The sequence below is a fragment of the Paenirhodobacter sp. genome (assembly GCF_050177655.1).
Taxonomy (GTDB): domain Bacteria; phylum Pseudomonadota; class Alphaproteobacteria; order Rhodobacterales; family Rhodobacteraceae; genus Rhodobacter.
Genome location: NZ_JBFXGV010000010.1, coordinates 41997 through 63033 on the forward strand (window position 1 = coordinate 41997; position 21037 = coordinate 63033).

Annotated in this window: 18 protein-coding genes; 17 read left to right on the plus strand and 1 reads right to left on the minus strand. The window is 69.0% G+C overall.

Annotated elements, in window-relative coordinates:
* The first annotated feature begins 54 nt into the window (after positions 1-54).
* The 13 genes from AB7U46_RS06205 (at position 55) to recN (ending at position 15024) form a co-directional block, all read left to right on the plus strand.
* Positions 55-1221, plus strand: coding sequence for a peptidoglycan glycosyltransferase FtsW (locus AB7U46_RS06205; RefSeq protein WP_428336077.1), 1167 nt, complete (start codon positions 55-57; stop codon positions 1219-1221).
* A 9-nt stretch (positions 1222-1230) separates the two neighbouring features.
* Complete coding sequence (locus AB7U46_RS06210; RefSeq protein WP_428336078.1) at positions 1231-2334, plus strand: UDP-N-acetylglucosamine--N-acetylmuramyl-(pentapeptide) pyrophosphoryl-undecaprenol N-acetylglucosamine transferase; 1104 nt, start codon at positions 1231-1233, stop codon at positions 2332-2334.
* Complete coding sequence (gene murC / locus AB7U46_RS06215; protein ID WP_428336079.1) at positions 2331-3755, plus strand: UDP-N-acetylmuramate--L-alanine ligase; 1425 nt, start codon at positions 2331-2333, stop codon at positions 3753-3755. Before AB7U46_RS06210 ends, murC begins: the two co-directional genes overlap by 4 nt.
* Before the next feature lie 11 nt (positions 3756-3766).
* A complete protein-coding gene (locus tag AB7U46_RS06220; RefSeq protein ID WP_428336080.1) occupies positions 3767-4018 on the plus strand; it encodes a DUF2484 family protein in 252 nt (83 codons plus the stop codon).
* A gap of 102 nt (positions 4019-4120) precedes the next feature.
* Positions 4121-4966: a transglutaminase family protein gene (locus AB7U46_RS06225; protein WP_428336081.1), complete on the plus strand. Its 846-nt coding sequence runs from the start codon at positions 4121-4123 to the stop codon at positions 4964-4966.
* A gap of 43 nt (positions 4967-5009) precedes the next feature.
* Positions 5010-5930: a UDP-N-acetylmuramate dehydrogenase gene (gene murB / locus AB7U46_RS06230; protein WP_428336082.1), complete on the plus strand. Its 921-nt coding sequence runs from the start codon at positions 5010-5012 to the stop codon at positions 5928-5930.
* Between the two features lie 70 nt (positions 5931-6000).
* Positions 6001-6924: a D-alanine--D-alanine ligase gene (locus AB7U46_RS06235; protein WP_428336083.1), complete on the plus strand. Its 924-nt coding sequence runs from the start codon at positions 6001-6003 to the stop codon at positions 6922-6924.
* On the plus strand, positions 6912-7913 hold the full coding sequence (locus AB7U46_RS06240; RefSeq protein WP_428336084.1) for a cell division protein FtsQ/DivIB: 1002 nt from the start codon (positions 6912-6914) through the stop codon (positions 7911-7913). Before AB7U46_RS06235 ends, AB7U46_RS06240 begins: the two co-directional genes overlap by 13 nt.
* A complete protein-coding gene (gene ftsA, locus AB7U46_RS06245) occupies positions 7910-9238 on the plus strand; it encodes a cell division protein FtsA (protein ID WP_428336085.1) in 1329 nt (442 codons plus the stop codon). The genes AB7U46_RS06240 and ftsA overlap by 4 nt, the downstream gene beginning before the upstream one ends.
* 223 nt (positions 9239-9461) lie before the next feature.
* On the plus strand, positions 9462-11102 hold the full coding sequence (ftsZ, locus tag AB7U46_RS06250; RefSeq protein ID WP_428336086.1) for a cell division protein FtsZ: 1641 nt from the start codon (positions 9462-9464) through the stop codon (positions 11100-11102).
* Positions 11103-11325: 223 nt separating this feature from the next.
* Positions 11326-12246, plus strand: a complete 921-nt coding sequence (lpxC, locus tag AB7U46_RS06255) for a UDP-3-O-acyl-N-acetylglucosamine deacetylase (RefSeq protein WP_428336087.1) — start codon at positions 11326-11328, stop codon at positions 12244-12246.
* Positions 12247-12492: 246 nt separating this feature from the next.
* The gene (locus AB7U46_RS06260) at positions 12493-13338 is read left to right on the plus strand and encodes an outer membrane protein assembly factor BamD (protein ID WP_428336088.1); all 846 of its coding nucleotides are present in this window, start codon (positions 12493-12495) and stop codon (positions 13336-13338) included.
* Between the two features lie 36 nt (positions 13339-13374).
* Positions 13375-15024 carry a DNA repair protein RecN gene (gene recN, locus AB7U46_RS06265; RefSeq protein WP_428336089.1) on the plus strand — a complete coding sequence of 550 codons (1650 nt, stop codon included), beginning with the start codon at positions 13375-13377 and terminating at the stop codon, positions 15022-15024.
* A 34-nt stretch (positions 15025-15058) separates the two neighbouring features.
* On the opposite strand, the gene AB7U46_RS06270 is transcribed toward recN, so the two are convergent.
* Positions 15059-16015: a GlxA family transcriptional regulator gene (locus AB7U46_RS06270; RefSeq protein WP_428336090.1), complete on the minus strand. Its 957-nt coding sequence runs from the start codon at positions 16013-16015 to the stop codon at positions 15059-15061.
* An 88-nt stretch (positions 16016-16103) separates the two neighbouring features.
* Here AB7U46_RS06270 and AB7U46_RS06275 point away from each other — a divergent pair, with 88 nt between their 5' ends.
* From AB7U46_RS06275 to AB7U46_RS06290, 4 genes are read left to right on the plus strand one after another with little or no spacing between them, the layout of a single operon-like run.
* Positions 16104-16991: a 3-keto-5-aminohexanoate cleavage protein gene (locus tag AB7U46_RS06275; protein ID WP_428336091.1), complete on the plus strand. Its 888-nt coding sequence runs from the start codon at positions 16104-16106 to the stop codon at positions 16989-16991.
* Positions 16992-17050: 59 nt separating this feature from the next.
* Complete coding sequence (locus tag AB7U46_RS06280; protein WP_428336092.1) at positions 17051-18607, plus strand: ABC transporter substrate-binding protein; 1557 nt, start codon at positions 17051-17053, stop codon at positions 18605-18607.
* Positions 18604-20061 carry a carnitine 3-dehydrogenase gene (locus tag AB7U46_RS06285; RefSeq protein ID WP_428336093.1) on the plus strand — a complete coding sequence of 486 codons (1458 nt, stop codon included), beginning with the start codon at positions 18604-18606 and terminating at the stop codon, positions 20059-20061. Before AB7U46_RS06280 ends, AB7U46_RS06285 begins: the two co-directional genes overlap by 4 nt.
* Complete coding sequence (locus tag AB7U46_RS06290) at positions 20058-21035, plus strand: ABC transporter permease (protein ID WP_428336094.1); 978 nt, start codon at positions 20058-20060, stop codon at positions 21033-21035. The genes AB7U46_RS06285 and AB7U46_RS06290 overlap by 4 nt, the downstream gene beginning before the upstream one ends.
* Positions 21036-21037: the final 2 nt, after the last annotated feature.

A 21037-nucleotide genomic window follows, 5' to 3' on the forward strand; every position in this document is an offset into this window, starting at 1 on the left:
AGCTGACAGCCAGACCCGGAGAACGGGCTTTCAGGCAGTGACGGCAGTAAATCCATGACGGAAATGGTCTTTGGCACCGTGCCCGTGCGGGCAGGTGATCCGGTTCTTCCCCGGTGGTGGCGCACGATCGACAAATGGGCGCTTTCGGCGATTCTGGCGCTTTTCGGCGTCGGCATGCTCCTGGGCCTTGCCGCCTCGGTGCCGCTGGCCGAGAAGAACGGGCTCGAACCCTTCTACTACGTCAAGCGACAGGCCTTCTTCGGCACCATCGCGCTGATGGCGATGCTTGGCATCTCGATGCTGACGCCGCAGCAGGTGCGCCGCCTCGGCGTCGTCGGTTTCGGCATTGGCATGCTCGCGATTCTGCTGCTGCCGGTCTTCGGCACCGATTTCGGCAAGGGCGCGGTGCGCTGGTTCTCCTTCGGCTTCGCCTCGGTGCAGCCCTCGGAGTTCCTGAAACCCGGCTTCGTCATCATGGCGGGCTGGATGATGGCCGCCGCGCATGAGGTTTCCGGCCCGCCCGGTCGGCTCTTCTCCTTCGCGATGACGGTGGTGATCGTGCTCTGCCTCGCGCTGCAGCCCGATTTCGGCCAGGCCTCGCTCGTGCTCTTTTCCTGGATGGTGATGTATTTCGTCTCCGGCGCCTCGGTGGTGCCGCTGATCGCGACCGGCGGGCTCACCGCCGCGGGCGCCGTCTTCGCCTATAACAATTCCGAGCATTTCGCCCGCCGCATCAACGGCTTCCTCTCGACCGAGATCGACCCGCGCACGCAGATCGGCTACGCCACCAACGCGATCCAGGAGGGCGGCTTCTTCGGCGTCGGCGTGGGCGAGGGCACGGTGAAATGGCAGCTGCCCGACGCGCATACCGACTTCATCATCGCCGTCGCGGCCGAGGAATACGGCCTGCTCCTCGTGCTCGTCATCATCGGGCTTTATGCGCTGGTGGTGACCCGTTCGCTGATCCGGCTGATGCGCGAGCGCGATCCCTTCACCCGGATCGCCGGGGCGGGGCTCGCCTGCGCCTTCGGTGTGCAGGCGCTGATCAACATGGGCGTCGCCGTGCGTCTTTTGCCCGCGAAGGGGATGACGCTGCCCTTCGTGAGCTATGGCGGCTCCTCGGTGATCGCCTCGGGCATTGCGCTCGGCTTCCTGCTCGCGCTGACCCGGTCCCGTCCGCAGGGTGAGATTTCCGATATCCTCGCCCGCCGTTCGCGCTGAGGGGGCATCATGAACACCGCACAGGCTCCGCTCCTCCTGATCGCCGCCGGGGGCACCGGTGGGCATATGTTCCCCGCGCAGGCGCTGGCCGAGGCGATGGTAGCGCGCGGCTGGCGGGTGAAGCTCTCGACCGATGCACGCGGCGCGCGCTATGCCGGCGGCTTCCCGAAGGCGGTGACGATCGAGGAGGTCGCCTCCGCGACCTTCGCGCGCGGCGGGGCTCTGGCGAAACTCGCGGTGCCTTTCCGCATCGCGGGCGGGGTGATCGCCTCGCTCAGCCGCAACGCGAGCGACCGGCCGCGGGCGGTGGTGGGCTTTGGCGGTTATCCGACGATCCCCGCGCTCAGCGCCGCCTGGGCGCTGCGGATCCCGCGCGCGATCCATGAACAGAACGGCGTGATGGGGCGGGTGAACCGGCTTTTTGCCACCCATGTCGACGCTTTCGCCTGCGGCACCTGGCCCACCGACCTGCCGCCCGGCGTTGCCGGCAACCATATCGGCAACCCGGTGCGCGCATCGGTGATCGAGCGTGCGGCCGCGCCCTATATCCCGCCCGGCGACTACCCGATGTCGGTGCTCGTGATCGGCGGCAGCCAGGGCGCGCGCGTGCTCTCCGACGTGGTGCCCGCCGCGCTCGCGGCCCTGCCCGAACCGCTGCGCCGGCTTTTGCGCGTCGCCCATCAGGCCCGCCCCGAGGACGGCCCCCGCGTGACCGAGGCCTATGCGCAGGCCGGCATCGAGGCCGAGGTCGAGCCCTTCTTCGCCGATGTCCCGCGCCGGCTGAGCGAATGCCAGCTGGTGATCTCGCGCTCGGGCGCCTCCTCGGTCGCCGATATCTCGGTGATCGGGCGCCCGGCGATCCTGATTCCCTTCGCCGCCGCGACCGGCGATCACCAGACCGCCAATGCCCGCGGCCTGACCGATGCGGGCGGCGCGATCCTCCTCCCCGAGGCGAAGGCGACGCCTGCGGTGCTTGCCGAACAGATCGCCCTTGTGCTGGACAATCCCGACGGGGCGTTGCAAATGGCACGCGCCTCGCTGGGCTATGGCATCCCCGATGCCACCGGGCGCCTCGTCGCCCTCGTTGAAAAACTTGCAGGAAATCCGTCATGAGTGCAGCCGCCACGAAACTTCCCGGGGAACTGGGTCCGATCCATTTCATCGGCATCGGCGGCATCGGCATGTCGGGCATCGCCGAAGTGCTGATCACCCAGGGCTTCCGGGTGCAGGGCTCCGACGCCAAGGCCTCGAAGATCACCGACCGTCTGGTGGAACTGGGCGCCACCTTCCACGAGGGGCAGCGCGCCGAGAACATCACCGAGGATGTCGCCGTCGTGGTGATCTCCTCCGCGATCAAGAAGGGCAATCCGGAACTGGAAGAGGCGCGCCGGCGTCATCTGCCGGTGGTGCGCCGCGCCGAGATGCTGGCGGAACTCATGCGGCTCAAGTCGAACATCGCGATCGCCGGCACGCATGGCAAGACCACGACGACGACGATGGTCGCGACGCTGCTCGACAAGGGCAATTTCGACCCGACCGTGATCAACGGTGGCATCATCCACGCCTATGGTTCGAACGCGCGCGCGGGGGCCGGTGAATGGATGGTGGTCGAGGCCGACGAGAGCGACGGCTCCTTCAACCGGCTGCCGGCGACGATCGCGATCGTCACCAATATCGACCCCGAGCATATGGAGCACTGGGGCACGATCGAGAACCTGCGCAAGGGGTTCCTCGATTTCGTTTCCAACATCCCGTTCTACGGGCTCGCGGTGTGCTGCACCGATCACCCCGAGGTGCAGGCCCTTGTTGGAAAAGTGACAGACCGCCGCGTCACGACCTTCGGCTTCAACGCGCAGGCCGATGTGCGCGCGCTGAACCTGAAGTTCGAAAAGGGCATCGCGCATTTCGATATCGCCCTGCAATCCGAGGGCGAAGGTTCGATTATTGAAGGTTGCACCCTGCCGATGCCGGGCGACCATAACGTGTCGAACAGCCTCGCCGCGGTGGCCGTGGCGCGCCATCTTGGCATGAAAAAGGAAGAGATTCGCGACGCGCTCGCGGCCTTCGGCGGCGTCAACCGGCGCTTCACCAAGGTGGGCGAAGTGCTTGGCGGCGTCACCATCATCGACGATTACGGCCATCACCCGGTCGAAATCGCGGCGGTGCTGCGCGCCGCGCGCCAGGCCGTGGCCGGCACCCCGGGCGCGCGCGTGATCGCCGCGCATCAGCCGCACCGCTATACCCGTCTGCACGCGCTTTTCGACGATTTCTGCACCTGCTTCAACGAGGCCGACGTGGTCGCCATCGCCGAGGTCTATGCCGCCGGCGAAGATCCGATCCCGGGCGCCACGCGCGACGATCTCGTGTCGGGCCTGATCCGCCACGGCCACCGCCATGCTCGCGCCATATTGTCGGAAGACGATCTCGCGCGGCTGGTGAAGGAACAGGCGCGCCCGGGCGACATCGTCGTCTGTCTCGGCGCGGGGACGATCTCGACCTGGGCGAACAATCTGCCCGCCCGGCTCGGCAACTGACGGAGGAGGGAATGTCGAACGCATTGATCGCGGCCTGCCTCTGGGGGCTGGCCGCTTCGCTGATCGCGATGGGGCCGCGCCGCTACCATTGGCCCGCCGCCTGGGCGCTGATCGCCACCGGCGTGCCGATCCTTGGCTGGGTCACCTTCGAGGATGGCCCGATCCTCGGCTTCCTGCTGCTGATGGGCGGCATCTCGGTGCTGCGCTGGCCGGTGAAATACCTGCTCGACGCGCTGCGCGGCGAGGGGCGCCGGGCCAACTGAGCGCCCCCGCGGCCCCGGGCGCGGCCGGTCCGTCGTGATATTTTTCTGGCAATGACTCACGCTTCGCCCTAGCTTTTCTGCAGTGCAGCAAAAGGGGCCGCGATGCAATTCACCGTCAGCCACGTCACGAGCTACCACTATTCCGCGCCGATCCGCCTGGGCCCGCACCGTCTGCGGGTGGCTCCGCGCCGCGAGGCCGGGCGCGATATCCGCTTCTCGATCGAGGTGCTGCCGGTGCCGGTCGCCCGCGTCGAGGAGGTCGACCGCTGGGGCAACCGCATCATCGCGCTCGATTTTTCCGGCGAGACCGATCACTTCCGCATCGAGAGCAAGTTCACCATGCTGACCGAGGCGCCGGTGATGCCGACCGCGGCGCGCCCGCTCGCGCTGCCGCCGCTGCCCTGGACGGGCGGGGCGGGGCGGATCGAGCCCGATCTCACGCCCTTTCTCGAGGCGCCCGATCCCGGGCCGGAGGTGCGCCGCTTCGCCGCCTCTCTGGCGAGCGGCACCGACACCCCGCTCGCCTTTCTCACCGCGCTGAACGAGACGCTTTTTACCCGCACCGACCGCCATATCCGCGCCGAGGGCTATGCCAAGACCGCGGCGGAGACGCTCGCCACCGGGCGCGGCGCCTGCCGCGACCTGACCGAGCTTTTCCTCGCCGCGGCGCGGGCGCAGGGGATCCCGGCGCGCTTTGCCTCGGGTTATCAGGCGCGCGGCGAAAGCCCGGACGGGCGGCGCCATCTGCACGCCTGGCCCGAGGTCTGGCTGCCGGGGCTTGGCTGGCGCGGCTATGACCCGACCCATGGCACGCCGGTCACCGATGGCCATGTCGCCGTGGCCGTCGCCCCGACCCAGGCCGAGACGATGCCGATCGAGGGCTCCTTCTGGGGCGGGGCGGTGCAATCGACGCTCGATTATCACATCGGGATCGAGGCGCGGGGCTGAGCCGGGCCTTGCCCGGCGCGCCGGGGGCGGGTAATTCCGGCGCATGGAACAGCTCGCCTATACCCCCCGCGGCCCGCTCACCGCGCATCGTGCGCTCGCCGATCTGACCTGGCTGCGCGTCGGCGGCCCGGCCGACTGGTTTTTTCAGCCCGCGGACGAGGCCGATCTGAGCGCCTTTCTGGCGGCGCTGCCCGCCGAGGTGCCGGTCTTCCCGATGGGGGTCGGCTCGAACCTGATCGTGCGCGACGGCGGCCTGCGCGCGGTGGTGATCCGGCTTGGCCGCGGCTTCAACGCGATTGTGGTCGAGGGGGAGACGGTCACCGCGGGTGCTGCCGCGCTCGACGCCCATGTCGCGCGGCGCGCGGCGGAGGCGGGGCGCGATCTGACCTTCCTGCGCACGATCCCCGGCTCGATCGGCGGGGCGGTGCGGATGAACGCGGGCTGCTATGGCAGCTATGTCGCAGACCACCTGATTTCCGTGCGCGCGGTGCTGCGCGACGGCGCCATCGTCACCATTCCGGCGGCGGATCTGCATCTCGCCTATCGCAGCTCGACCCTGCCCGAGGGGGCGGTGGTGATTTCCGCGCGTTTCCGCGCCGCGCCGGGCGATCCCGCTGCGCTCGAGGCGCGGATGGCCGATCAGATCGCGAAACGCGACGCGAGCCAGCCGACGAAGGAGCGCTCGGCCGGCTCGACCTTCCGCAATCCGGCGGGGTTCTCCTCGACCGGGCGCGCCGACGACGTGCATGACCTCAAGGCCTGGGCGGTGATCGACAAGGCCGGCATGCGCGGCGCGCGCGTCGGCGGTGCGCAGATGAGCGAGATGCACTCCAACTTCATGATCAATACCGGCGGCGCCACGGCACAAGATCTTGAGGCTCTGGGCGAGGAAGTCCGCAAAAAGGTTTTGCAGACGCAGGGAATTTCGTTAGAGTGGGAAATCATGCGCGTCGGCGAATATTGATCCGTCCGACGCCGCGAAGCGAATGACAACGAGAACAATCCACGGGGGGTGAACCCCGGGAGAGGCGAAAGTGGCGGGCATGTCGAGCAGGACATCCCAGCTTGTGGCGGTATTGATGGGCGGGCCTTCGTCGGAGCGCGAAGTCTCGCTCTCCTCGGGGCATGAATGTGCCAAGGCGCTGCGGCTGGCGGGTTACGAAGTGGCGGAGATCGACGCGGGGGCGGACCTCGCAGAGCGGCTGGCCGCGCTGAAGCCCGATGTCGTCTTCAACGCGCTGCATGGCCGCTGGGGCGAGGATGGCTGCGTGCAGGGCCTGCTCGAATGGCTGCGCATCCCCTATACCCATTCCGGCGTGCTCGCCTCGGCGCTTGCGATGGACAAGACCCGCGCGAAGACTGCCTACAAGGCCGCGGGCCTGCCGGTGGTCGAAAGCCTGCTTGCCGCCAAGGCCGATGTCATGGCGCGCCACGTTCTTCCCGCCCCCTATGTGGTGAAACCGAACAACGAGGGCTCCTCGGTCGGCGTCTATATCGTCACCGATGGCGCCAATGCGCCGCCGCAGCTGTCCGAGGCGATGCCCGAGACGGTGATGGTGGAAACCTACGCCCCGGGGCGCGAGCTGACCTGTTCGGTGATGGGGGAGGGGGCGCTTTGCGTGACCGAGATCGTCACCTCGGGCTGGTATGACTATGCCGCGAAATACACCGTCGGCGGGTCGCGCCACGTCTGTCCGGCGGATCTGCCCGCGGAGATCACCGAGGCCTGCCGCGACTACGCGCTGCGCGCCCATCGCGCGCTTGGCTGCCGCGGCGTGAGCCGCACCGATTTCCGCTGGGACGAGGCGCGCGGGCTCGAGGGGCTGGTGCTGCTCGAGACCAACACCCAGCCCGGGATGACGCCGACCTCGCTCGCCCCCGAGCAGGCCGCGGTCTTCGGCCATGACTTCCCCGCGCTCTGCCGCTGGATGGTGGAGGACGCCTCATGCGACCGCTGAAGGCAGAGCCGCGCTTCATGCCGCACACCGGCCGGGCGGCCACGCCGGGCGGCGCGCAGCATTTCGGCGGCCCCTCCTTCACTTCGCAACATTTCGGCGCGGCGCCGCGCAGTGCCGGTCCGCGCCGCGATCCGGCGCCCTCGCGCCTCGCCTTCCGGCTGCAGCGGCTCTGGCTCACCCCGGTCGTGCGCGCAGTCACCCGGATCGGCGTGCCGACCTTCGTCGTCGTGCTCGGCCTTGGCCTCTGGCTTGGCGATCAGGGGCGGCGCGCGGATCTGCTGGCGAAATACGAGGACGTCAAGCTCACCATCGAGAACCGGCCCGAGTTCCGCGTCTCCACCCTCGAGGTCGACGGCGCGAGCGCCGAGGTCGAGGCGGCGGTGCGCGCGATGCTGCCCGTGGGCCTGCCTGCCTCGCGTTTCGCGATCGACCTCGACGCCTATCGCGCCGCGATCGGTCGGCTCGACGCGGTGAAATCGGTGGCGCTCGTGGTGCGCCCGGGCGGCACGCTTTCCGCCCATGTGACCGAGCGCGAGCCGGTGATCCTGTGGCGCACGCCGATGGGGATCGAGATGCTCGACGAGACCGGCCACCGCACCGCCTCGCTCACCCGCCGCGACGCGCGCCCCGATCTGCCGCTTCTGGCGGGCGAGGGGGCGGATCAGGCGGTGCCCGAGGCGCTCGAGATCCTCGCCGCGGCGCAGCCGATCCTGAGCCGCGCCCGCGGGCTTGTCCGCGTCGGCGAGCGGCGCTGGGATCTGGTGCTCGACCGCGACCAGCGGATCATGCTTCCGGCCGAAAACCCCGTTCGCGCGGTCGAGCGCATGCTTGCGCTCGATGCCGCCGAAGACCTTTTGAGCCGCGATTTCACGCGGCTTGACCTGCGCAATGAAACCCGCCCGACGATCCGGCTCAGCGCCCATGCGCTCGAGGCCTACCGGCAGGCCGCCGCGGGTACGACGACGATTCAGACGAAGGCTGCACCATGAGCGATTTCTACCAGTCCCAGCGGGCGATGCGGAACATGCGCAAGGCGGCGATGCAGCGCGGCGTGATCGCCCTGCTCGACATCGGCACCTCGAAGATCGCCTGCCTCGTGCTGCGCTTCGACAATCCCGAGCAGCTCGCCGAGGCGGGCGGTTCGCTCGCCGGCCAGTCGGCCTTCCGGGTGATCGGCGCGGCGACGACGCGCTCGCGCGGCGTGCGCTTCGGCGAGGTCGACGCGATGGCGGAGACCGAGCGCGCGATCCGCACCGCGGTGCAGGCGGCGCAGAAGATGGCCAATACCCGCGTCGACCACGTCATCGCCTGTTTCGCCGGCGCCGAGCCGCGCAGCTACGGGCTTGCCGGCGAGGTCGAGGTCGAGGGGCATCAGGTCGGCGAACAGGATGTCGCCCGCGTGCTGGCCGCCTGCGACATGCCGCCGATCGGGCAGGGGCGCGAGGTGCTGCACGCCCATCCGGTGAATTTCACCCTCGATCACCGCTCGGGTCTCGGCGATCCGCGCGGCCAGGCGGGGCAGCGGCTCGGCACCGACATGCACCTGCTCACCGTCGAGGCCACCGCGGTGCAGAACCTGATCTACTGCATCCGGCGCTGCGATCTCGAACTCGCCGGGCTTGCCTCCTCGGCCTATGTCTCCGGCCTCAGCTCGCTCGTCGAGGACGAACAGGAACTCGGCTCGGCCTGCATCGACATGGGCGGCGGCGCGACCGGCGTCTCGATCTTCATGAAGAAGCACATGATCTTTGCCGATGCGGTGCGGATGGGCGGCGATCTCGTCACCCGCGACATCGCGGCGGGGCTGCAGGTGCCGATGGCCACCGCCGAGCGGATCAAGACCTTCCACGGCGGCGTCGTCGCCACCGGGATGGACGACCGCGAGATGATCGAGCTCTCGGGCAATTCCGGCGACTGGGAAAAGGACCGCCGCCGGGTGAGCCGCGCCGAGCTGATCGGCATCATGCGCCCCCGCGTCGAGGAGATCCTCGAGGAGGTGCGCGCGCTGCTCGACGCTGCGGGCTTCGAACATCTGCCGAGCCAGCAGATCGTGCTGACCGGCGGCGCGAGCCAGATCCCCGGCCTCGACGGGCTTGCTGCGCGCATCCTTGGCCAGAACGTGCGTCTGGGCCGTCCGCTGCGCGTGCAGGGCCTGCCGCAGGCCGCGACCGGGGCGGGCTTCTCCTCCACCGTCGGGCTCGCGCTCTTCGCCGCCTGCCCGCAGGACGAGTGGTGGGATTTCGAGATCCCGGCCGAGCGGCTGGGCGGGCGCTCGCTCAAACGGGCGATCCGCTGGTTCCGCGACAACTGGTAAGCGCTAGGGCAGGGGGCTGCCCGATTCGTTTCCACCAGATGAAGGCGCATGCGCGAAATGCCGCTTGTTGCGGGATTTCGCCCGCCAGATTTTGTGGATCCCCTGTGTTTTTTGGGTGACGTTTTCCGGAATCACGGCTAAAATCGGTCTAATTTCGGGGACTCTCGGGCTGTCGCGGCGAATTTCGCGTCGGACTGACCGGTAAAAAACACAGGCGGAACCAATGACCTTGAATCTGATGATGTCGGAGCATGAAGACCTCAAGCCGCGGATCACCGTGTTCGGGGTCGGCGGCGCGGGCGGCAATGCCGTCAACAACATGATCGAGAAGCAGCTCGACGGCGTGGAATTCGTCGTCGCCAATACCGATGCGCAGGCGCTGCAGCAGTCCCGCTCCTCGGCGCGGGTGCAGATGGGCATCAAGGTCACCGAAGGGCTCGGCGCCGGGGCGCGTCCCTCGGTCGGCGCCGCCGCCGCCGAGGAAACCATCGAGGAGATCGTCGATCACCTCGCCGGCGCGCATATGTGCTTCATCACCGCCGGGATGGGCGGCGGCACCGGCACCGGTGCGGCCCCGATCATCGCCCAGGCCGCGCGCGAGCTGGGCGTGCTCACCGTCGGCGTGGTGACGAAACCCTTCCAGTTCGAGGGCCCGAAGCGCATGCGTCAGGCCGAGCTCGGCATCGAGGCGCTGCAGAAGGTCGTCGACACGCTCATCATCATCCCGAACCAGAACCTGTTCCGTCTGGCGAATGAGCGCACCACCTTCACCGAAGCCTTCGCGATGGCCGACGACGTGCTCTATCAGGGCGTCAAGGGGATCTCCGATCTGATGGTCCGCCCGGGCCTGATCAACCTCGACTTCGCCGACGTCCGCTCGGTGATGGACGAGATGGGCAAGGCGATGATGGGCACCGGCGACGCCTCGGGCGACGACCGCGCGCTGCAGGCCGCCGAGAAGGCGATCGCCAACCCGCTGCTCGACGAGATCTCGCTCAAGGGCGCGAAGGGCGTGCTGATCAACATCACCGGCGGCTACGATCTGACGCTGTTCGAACTCGACGAAGCGGCGAACCGCATCCGCGAGGAAGTCGACCCGGACGCGAACATCATCGTCGGCTCGACCCTTGATCCGGACATGGAAGGGATGATGCGCGTTTCGGTCGTGGCGACCGGGATCGACGCCGCCCCCGCCACCGCCGAAGTGCCGGTGCCGCGCCGCTCGATGGCCGAACCGCTGAAGCCGATGACCGCGCCGGTCGAGCCCGCGAAACCGGTGCTGACCGTGACCTCGGCGCAGCCGGTGGCCGCGCCCGCGCCGCAGCCCGCGCCCGCCGCGATGGCGCCGCAGCCCGCGCCGCAGCCGGCCTATGACCGCAACCTCTTCGACGCGCCGGCCGCCCAGGCCGCGGCCCAGGCCGCCGACGAGCTGCCGCCGCCCGCCTATCAGCAGCGCCCCGCCGCGCCGCAGCCGAGCCTGCATGTCGAGGACGAGGCCGCCGCTTTCGTCGCGCCGCGTCCGCGTGCGCCCGGAACCCCCTCGCCCGAGGCGCTCGCCCGGCTCGAGGCCGCGGTGAAGAAGGCTCCGGCCGGTTACCAGCGCCCCGCCGCGCCGCAGCCGATGGCCGCGCAGCGCCCGGCCGCCGCGCCGGTCGCGCCGCAGCCCGCCGCGGAAAAGCCGCGCTTCGGCATCAACTCGCTGATCAACCGGATGACCGGCCATGCCGCCGAGGCGCCCGCGCATCAGCCCGCGCCGAGCCGTCAGGCCGCTGCCGCGCCGCAGCATCAGGCCTATGACGACGAGGGCGACGCTGACCAGGACCGCATCGAGATCCCGGCCTTCCTGCGTCGCCAGGCGAACTGATCCGTTCACAATCAAAATTCGAAGAGCCGGCGAAATGCCGGCTCTTTTCTTTTTGTTTCAATGCTTTGCACCCCTCTGAGCGGGGTTTCGCCGCCCCGCAGCACGAATGTTTCAGTTTGTTGCAAAGAGTGAATTGTGATGTGACGCGGCTCTCCTTAACTGATGCTGCGTCCTCCCGGAGACCTGTTCGACCGGGACGGGAGGCGGAAAACAGGAGATCGCAGTGCAGACGACACTCGCACAATCGGTGACTTTCGACGGCGTCGGGCTTCATTCCGGCGCCCCGGTGCGCATGGTGATCCACCCCGCGCCCTCCGATCACGGCATCGTCTTCCGCCGCACCGATGTGAGCGGCGTGAACCCGCGCATCGCCGCGCTCTGGGATCGCGTCACCCCCTCGAAACTCTGTACCCTGATCGAGAACGACGATCACGTTTCGGTCTCGACGATCGAACATGTGATGGCCGCGCTCGCCGGCCTCGGAATCACCAATGCGCTGATCGAGATCGACGGGCCGGAAGTGCCGATCCTCGATGGTTCCTCCGCCCCCTTCGTCACCGCGATCCGCCGCGCCGGGCTGCGCCGTCTGCCCTCCGCGCTGCGCGCGATCCGCGTGCTGAAGCCGGTCGAGGTGCGCGACGGCGAGGCCTGGGCCCGGCTCGAACCGGCCGCCACGCTGGAGATCGACTTCGCGATCGACTTCACCGATGCCGCGATCGGGCGGCAGGCCAAGGTGCTCAAGATGTCGAACGGCGCCTTCGTGCGCGAGCTGATGGACAGCCGCACCTTCTGCCGGCAGGCCGATGTCGATTACATGCAGGCCCACGGGCTCGCCCTTGGCGGCACCTATGAGAACGCCGTGGTCTATGACGGCGACAAGGTGCTCTCGCCCGGCGGGCTGCGCCACGCCGACGAGGCGGTGCGCCACAAGATGCTCGACGCGATGGGCGATCTCGCGCTCGCCGGGGCGCCGCTGATGGCGCGCTATGTCGGCAACCGCTCGGGTCATGCGATGACCAACCGGCTGCTGCGCGCGCTTTTCGCCGATGCCCAGGCCTGGACCTGGGAGGATTGCTCCCCCGCGCAGGTCCACAGCCTGCCCGGCGCCGGCGTGATGCGCCCGGTGCCGCTGGCCGCCTGCTGAGCGGTTTCCCGCCGAGCGCGGAGCGCCCCGGCTTTGCAGATCATCCCGCCCCCGGCCCGCGCCGGGGGTTTTGCGCTTGCACGGGGGGACGAATTCGTGATCATCGCGGCTGTCGCTTCCCGAGCAAAGGCGTTTTGCGCCCCGGATTTTTCTGTGCTAGGACGAGCGAAGCAGCCGCCCTTGGGGGTGGCATCGGCGGCGCGACCCGGGCGATAAACCCCGGGGGATGACGGGAAGAGGCAGAGCATGGCAGTGGGCAGAACGGCGGCGCTTCGAGTCGGCAGTTTGATGCTGATCGCGACGCTCGCGGCCTGTGGTGGGTCGAACAAGGAACCGCCGCTCGAGAATTTCACCGCGGAAGAGATCTACAAGCGCGGCGAGTACGAGCTCGAGGTGGGCAATCCGCGTCGTCCGACCGACGCGCTGCGCTATTTCTCCGAGGTCGAGCGGCTTTACCCCTATTCGGAATGGGCCAAGCGCGCGCTGATCATGGAGGCCTATGCCCAGCACAAGGCCAAGAAATACGAAGACGCGCGGTCTTCGGCGCAGCGCTTCCTCGACACCTATCCGGGCGACGAGGACGCGGCCTATGCGAAATATCTGCTCGCGCTGAGCTATTACGACCAGATCGACGAGGTCGGCCGCGACCAGGGCCTGACCTTCCAGGCGCTGCAGGCGCTGCGCGACGTGATCGAGGAATATCCCGACAGCGACTATGCCCGCTCGGCGGCGCTGAAATTCGACCTCGCCTTCGACCATCTGGCCTCGAAGGAAATGGAGATCGGCCGCTACTACCTCAAGCAGGGCCATTACACCGCCGCGATCAACCGCTTCCGCGTGGTGGTCGAGCAGTATCAGACCACGACGCAGACGCCCGAGGCGCTCGAGCGGCTGGTCGAGGCCTATCTCGCGCTCGGCATCACCGATCAGGCGCAGACCGCGGGCGCGATTCTCGGCCACAACTTCCGCTCCTCGCCTTTCTACGACGATGCCTATCGCCGGCTGAAGAAAGAGGGCCTCGAGCCCGAGGCGAAGGGCAACGGCTGGCTCGCCTCGATCTATCGTCAGGTGATCAAGGGCGAATGGCTCTGACCCGAGGGCCGGGACAGGGCGCGTTCGGGGGCTGAGATGCTGCGCACGCTCGACATCCGCGACATGCTGCTGATCGACCGGCTGGAGCTTGCGTTCCGGCCGGGTCTGAACGTGCTCACCGGCGAGACCGGCGCGGGCAAGTCGATCCTGCTCGACTGTCTCGGCTTCGTGCTGGGCTGGCGCGGCCGCGCCGAGCTGGTGCGCAAGGGCGCCGATCAGGGCGAGGTCACCGCGGTCTTCGATCTGCCGGCCGATCACCCCGGGCAGGCGATTCTCGCCGAGGCCGGGATCCCCGCGGGAGAGGAGCTGATCCTGCGCCGGGTGAATGCGCGCGACGGCCGCAAGACCGCCTGGATCAACGACCGCCGCGCCTCGGGCGAGGTGCTGCGCGCGCTGTCCGCCTCGCTCGTCGAGCTGCACGGCCAGCAGGACGACGGCGGCCTGCTCAACCCGCGCGGCCATCGCGCGTTGCTCGACGCCTTTGCCGGCCATGACGACCTGACCGGCGCGGTGCGCGCGGCCTGGGCTGCGCGTTCGGGCGCCGCGCGCCGGCGCGAGGCGGCGCTCGCGGCGCTCGCCGCGGTGAAGGGCGAGGAGGAATTCCTGCGCCATGCGGTGGCCGAGCTCGACGCGCTCGATCCGCAGCCGGGCGAGGAGGCGACGCTCGATGCCGAGCGCCGGCTGATGCAGGGCGCGGAGCGGATCCGCACCGATGTCGCCCGCGCGCTGCAGATCCTCGGCCCCGAGGGGGCGGAGGGCGCGATGCGCGATGCCGACCGCTGGCTGCAGGGCGCGGCGGAGAAGGCAGAGGGGCGGCTCGATGCGGCGCTCGGATCGCTTGACCGGGCGCTGATCGAACTGGGCGAGGCGGCCTCCGGCGTCGAGGCGGCGCTCGAGGCGCTGAGCTTCGATCCGCGCGCGCTCGAGGCCTGCGAGGAGCGGCTTTTCGCGATTCGCGCGCTGGCCCGCAAACATGCGGTGCTGCCCGACGATCTGGCCGCTCATGCCGAGGTGCTGCGCGCCCGGCTTGGCGCGCTCGACGCGGGCGAGGAGGGGATCGCCGCGCTCGACCGCGAGATGGCGGCGGCGCAGGCGGAATATGACCGCGCGGCGCGGGCGCTCGGCGCGGCGCGGGCCGAGGCCTCGGTCCGGCTCGATGCGGCGATGGCGGCGGAATTGGCGCCGCTGAAGCTCGAGCGCGCGGTCTTCGAGACGCAGATCGCCCCGGGCGAGCCCGGCCCGGAGGGCACCGATGCGGTGGCCTTCACCGTGGCGACCAACCCGGGCGCACCGGCCGGCCCGCTCGACAAGATCGCCTCGGGCGGCGAGCTGTCGCGCTTTCTGCTCGCGCTCAAGGTGGTGCTTGCGCGCGGGGCGGATGCGCTCGTGCTGATCTTCGACGAGATCGACCGCGGTGTCGGGGGCGCGACCGCCGATGCGGTCGGGCGGCGGCTCGCGACGCTCTCCGAGACGGCGCAGGTGCTGGTGGTGACGCACAGCCCGCAGGTCGCGGCGCGCGGTGGCAATCATTTCCGCGTCGCGAAATCGGTCGAGGAGGGGATCACCACCTCCCGCGTCACCGCGCTTTCCCCCGCCGAGCGGGTGGACGAGATCGCGCGGATGATCTCGGGCGCCGAGGTCAGCGACGCGGCGCGCGCGGCGGCGGAAGAGCTGCTCGCGGGCTGAGGCTCCCCGGTCTTTTCGACAGAAACGCGGGCGCTCAGCCGTCCGGCGGGCTTTGGCGCATCGTTTCCCCGAAGGCGCGGCGATAGGCGCGTGCGAGCGTCGAGGGCGAGGAAAATCCGGTGCGCGAGGCGATCTCGTAAAGCGTCAGCCCGGTTTCGCGCGCCAGTGCGCGGGCGTGGGAAAGCCGGATCTGCCGGTAATAGCTGCCCGCCGACATCCCGAGATGGGCGTGAAACAGCCGGTCGAGGCTGCGCGGCGACAGCGCGGAGCGTTCGGCGATGCGGGGCAGGGGCAGTGGCTGCTCGGTGCTCTCGCGCATCGCCACGATCGCCCGGCGCAGCGGCGCGGGCAGGGCGTGATCGCTCATCCGCTCGGCCGGGCGGCTGCCCGCCTCGGGCGGTGCGCCGGGCGCGTTGCGGCCGAACATATTGGCGACGTCGTAGCGCAGCGCCTCGCCCGCCTGCGCGCCGATCAGCTCGAGCGACCAGCTCAGCACGCTCTGCGCGCCGCCGCAGGTCAGGATATTGCCGTCGGTGACATGGGGGGCGGGCACGAGGGTGACCTCGGGAAAGGATTCGGCGAGCGCCTCGCGCTCCATCCAGTGGATCACCGCGCGCCGCCCCGCCAGCAGCCCGATCTGCGCGAGCAGCCAGGCGCCGGTGTCGAAGCCGCCGATCAGCGGCAGCCCGCGCGCCTTGCGCCGGATCGCCGCCGCCGCGCCGAGCGGCAGGTGATCGCGCATGCCATAGCCCGAGACGAGGATCAGCGCGTCGGTCGCCCCGACCCGCTCGAGCGGCTGGTCGACCGCGATCACCATCCCCGAGGAGGTCGCGACCGGCGCGCCGCTCAGCGACGACAGCGTCCAGGAGAAGAGCCGCCGCCCGGAAAGGTCGCGCGCCGCGCGCAGCGGCTCGATCGCGCTTGCCAGCACCATGTTGGAAAAGCCGTCGAACAGCAGGAAGGTGAGATGCAGCGGTGATTTTGTCGACATGGGCAAATGATTGGGCGAAATCGGCACATCTGACCAGATGATTCCCTGTCACGCTCAAGGCAATCCAGACATTGACCGGAGTTCACGGATGAATCGCGACGTCTTCATCACCTGTGCGGTGACGGGTTCGGGCCAGAGCCACAAGAAATCCCCGCTGGTGCCGATCACGCCCAAAGAGATCGCCGCGGCCTGTATCGAGGCGGCGCAGGCGGGGGCGGCGATCGCCCACGTCCATGTGCGCGACCCCGAGACCGGCGCCCCCTCGCGCGATCCGGCGCTGTATCGCGAGGTGGTGGAGCGGGTGCGCGCCGCCGACACCGATGTGGTGCTGAACCTCACCGCGGGGATGGGCGGCGATATCGTGCTCGGCTCGGCCGAGGCGCCGCTGCCGCTCTCGCCTGCCTCCGACATCGTCGGCGCGAGCGAGCGGCTGATCCATGTCGAGGAGCTCCTGCCCGAGATCTGCACCCTCGACTGCGGCACGATGAATTTCGCCGAGGCGGATTACGTGATGACGAACACCCCCGGCACGCTGCGCGCGATGGCGGCGCGGATCCAGGCCGCCGGCGTGCGCCCGGAGATCGAGGTCTTCGACACCGGCCATCTGTGGCTCGCGAAAAGCCTCGTCGAGGAGGGGCTGATCGACGATCCGGTGATGATTCAGCTCTGCATGGGCATCCCCTATGGCGCGCCCGAAGACCCGAACAGCCTGATGGCGATGGTGAACAACATCCCCGCGGGCTGGGTCTATTCGATGTTCTCGATCGGGCGGATGCAGATGCCCTATGTCGCGCAGGCGGCGCTGGCCGGGGGCAATGTGCGCGTCGGGCTCGAGGACAATATCTGGCTCGACAAGGGGGTGCTGGCGCGCAACGGCGATCTGGTGGAACGTGCGGCGACGATCCTGACTGCGATGGGCTGCCGGATCCTCGGCCCCGAGGAGGTGCGCGCGAAACTGAAACTGACCCGGCGCTGAGGCGGCGGGATCGACAAGGCAGGCCGGCAAACGGCCGCAGAAACAGGGAGACTGCAGGGATGAACGGATTTGGACGCGAAATTTCACGCCGGGGGCTTCTCGCGGGGGCGGCGGCGATCACCGCGGCGGGGCTGATCCTGCCGCGCGCGGCGCGCGCCGCGGAGGCGAAACGCGGCGGCACGGTGCGCATCGGGCACGCGGGCGGGGCGACCTCGGATTCGCTCGACCCCGCGACCTATGCGGCGGGGCCGGTGGTGACCGCGATGCTCGCGGTCTGCAACAACCTCGTCGAGATCGACGCGACGGGGCAGGCGGTGCCCGAGCTTGCCGAGAATTTCGCCGCCGATGCCGAGGCCCGGGTCTGGACCTTCCGGCTGCGCGGCGACGCGACCTTTTCCGACGGGCGCAAGGTGAGCGCCGCGGACGTCATCGCCTCCTTCAACCATCACCGCGGGGCCGAGACGAAATCGGGGGCGAAGGGCTCGCTCGAGCAGGTCACCGACATTCGCGCCGATGGCGACAGCGTGGTGATCTTCGAGCTTTCCGCGCCGAATGCCGATTTCGCCTATCTGACCTCGGACTATCATTTCGTCATCATGCCGGCGAAGGAAGACGGCACGCTCGACTGGCAATCGCAGCTGGGCACCGGCGGCTATGTGATCGAGAATTTCGAGCCGGGCGTGCGCATCGGCCTGAAGCGGCGCGACGACTACTGGAAGAGCGACCGCGCCTGGTTCGATGCGGCGGTGCTGCTGACGATCAACGACCCGACGGCGCGGCAGAACGCGCTGATGACCGGCGAGGTCGACATCATCAACTCGCCCGACCTCTCCACCCTGCACCTGCTGCAGCGCCGCCCCGGGCTGCAATTGATCGAGGTCACCGGCACCGCGCATTACACGATGCCGATGTTCTGCGATCAGGCGCCGTTCAGCGACGTGAACCTGCGCCGCGCGCTGAAATATGCGGTGAACCGGCAGGAGATCCTCGAGAAGGTGCTGCGCGGGCATGGCCAGATCGCCAATGACAGCCCGATCGCCCCGGCGAACCGCTTCTATGCCGCCGATCTGCTGCAGCACGCCTATGACCCGGAGAAGGCGAAATTCTACCTCAAACAGGCCGGGATGGAGGGGATCAAGCTGCAGATCTCGGCCGCCGATGCGGCCTCGGTCGGTGCGCTCGACATGGTGCAGCTTTATCAGCAATCGGCCGCTGCTGCCGGCATCACGCTCGATGTCAAACGGGAGCCCGATGATGGCTACTGGTCGAATGTCTGGCTGAAGAAACCCTTCTGCGTCAGCTACTGGAACGGCCGCCCGACCGAGGATGACATGTTCTCCCTCGTCTATGCCAGGGGCGCCGAGTGGAACGAGAGCCACTGGACGAACGAGCGTTTCAACGAACTGCTGCTCAAGGCGCGGGCCGAGCTCGACGAGGGGCTGCGCCGCGAGATGTATCACGAGATGCAGGCGATCGTGAGCGACGAGGGCGGCACGGTGATCCCGATCTTCGTCAATTACATCGACGTCGCGAATGACAAGATCGGTCATGGCGAGGTGGCCTCGAACCGCTTCCTCGACGGCTGGAAAGTGGTGGAACGGTGGTGGATGGCATGAAGATCGCGGCAATCGGCGGTGGGGTGATCGGTGGCGGATGGATCGCGCGGTTCGCGCTGAGCGGGCATGACGTCACGGTCTTCGACCCCCATCCGGAGGCGCAGCGGATCGTCGGCGAGGTGATGGCGAATGCCGCCCGCGCCTGGGAGAAGCTGTTTCAGGCGCCGCTGCCCGAGCCCGGGCGGATCGCCTGGGCGGGCTCGATCGCCGAGGCGGTGGCGGGGGCGGACTATGTGCAGGAAAGCGTGCCCGAGCGGCTCGATCTCAAGCACAGCATCCTTGCCGAGATCGAGGCGGCGGCGCCCGAAAGCGCGCTGATCGGCTCCTCCACCTCGGGCTTCAAACCCTCCGAGCTGCGCGCGGGGGCGCGCCATCCCGCGCGCATCCTCGTCGCCCATCCGTTCAACCCGGTCTATCTGTTGCCGGTGGTCGAGGTGGTCGGCGGCGGCGATGCAGCCGCGCGCGCCTGCGCGATCCTCGCCGCGGTCGGCATGAAGCCGGTGCAGATCGCGCGCGAGATCGACGCCCATATCGGCGACCGGCTGCTCGAGGCGGTCTGGCGCGAGGCGCTCTGGCTCGTCAACGACGGCATCGCGACGACCGAGGAGATCGACGACATCATCCGCTTCGGTTTCGGCCTGCGCTGGGCGCAGATGGGTCTCTTCGAGACCTATCGCATCGCCGGCGGCGAGGCGGGGATGCGCCATTTCCTCGGCCAGTTCGGCCCGGCGCTGAAATGGCCCTGGACGAAGCTGATGGATGTGCCCGAGCTGACCGAGGCGCTGGTCGACACCATCGCCGCGCAGTCCGACGCGCAATCGGGGGCGCATTCGATCCGCGATCTCGAACGCATCCGCGACGACAATCTCGTCGGCATCTTCCAGGCGCTGAAGGCGACGGACTGGGGCGCGGGGCGGATCGTGCGGGAGATGGAGAACGGCTTTTACGCGCGCGAGGGCAGGGCGGCGACGGGTTATCCGCTGCGCCTGCACGAGCTGCGGGTGCCCGGCGGCTGGGTCGATTACAACGGCCATATGACCGAGTTCCGCTATCTGCAGGTGCTCGGCGATGCGACCGATGCCTTTTTGATCCATATCGGCCTCGACGCCGCCTATCGCGCCACCGGTTTCTCCGCCTACACGGTCGAGACCCATATCCGCCACCTCGCCGAGGTGAAGGCGGGCGAGCGGCTGACCGTCGAGACGCGGCTGCTTGGCCATGACGGCAAGCGGATTCGGCTGCATCACGCGATCCTGCGCGCCGATGGCAGCGCGGCGGCGACGGGGGAGCACATGCTGCTCCATGTCGACACCGAAGCCGGGCGCGCGGCGCCGATGCCCGCGGCGCTGAGTGCGGCGCTTGGCGCGGTGGCGGCGCAGGAACAGGGGCCCGCGCCCGATCACGCCGGCGCCGGGATCCGGCGCATCGGCGCGGCGGCGGAGGCGCTGGCATGAGCGCCGACGCCCGGCCGCATCACCCGCTCGCGCGGATGATCGTCGCACGGCTCGGTATCGGGGTCTTCACCCTCTTCGTGATCTCGGTGCTGATCTTCCTCGCCGTGAGCCTGCTGCCCGGCGATATCGCGCAGCAGGTGCTCGGCCAGTCGGCGACGCCCGAGACGGTGGCCGCCTTCCGGCGCGAGCTCGGCCTCGATCAGCCGCTCGCCTGGCGCTACCTCGGCTGGATCGGCGGCGTGCTGCAGGGCGATTTCGGCGCCTCGCTCGCCAATGGCCGCCCGGTGGCCGAGCTTCTGGCCGCGCGGCTGGGCAACACGATGTTCCTCGCCGCCTATGCCGCGCTGATCGCGGTGCCGCTCGCGGTCACGCTCGGGCTGCTGTCCGCGCTCTGGCGCGGGCGGCTCTTCGATCGGGTAAGCAATATGCTCACCCTTTCCGCGATCTCGCTGCCCGAGTTCTTCATCGCCTATCTGCTGATGTTCTGGCTTTCGATCCGGCTTGGCTGGTTTCCCTCGATCGCCGATCCCGGCCCCGATCCGGGGCTGGGCGAGCGGCTTGGCCGCGCCTTTCTGCCGGCGATCACCCTCGTGCTGGTGGTCACCGCGCATATGATGCGGATGACGCGGGCGGCGGTGGTGAACGTGATGGGCAGCCCCTATGTCACGATGGCGCGGCTCAAGGGCGCGTCGCGCTGGCGCGTGGTCACCCGCCACGCCCTGCCCAATGCGGTGGCGCCGATCGTCAATGTCGTCGCGCTGAACATCGCCTGGCTGATCACCGGCGTCGTCATCGTCGAGGTGGTCTTCGTCTATCCCGGCCTCGGCCAGCTGATGGTCGACAGCGTGACCAACCGCGACATTCCCGTGGTGCAGGCCTGCGCGCTGATCTTTGCCGCGGTCTATATCCTGCTCAACCTGCTGGCCGATGTCGTGGCGATCGCCGCGAACCCGCGCCTTCTGCACCCGAGGTGAGG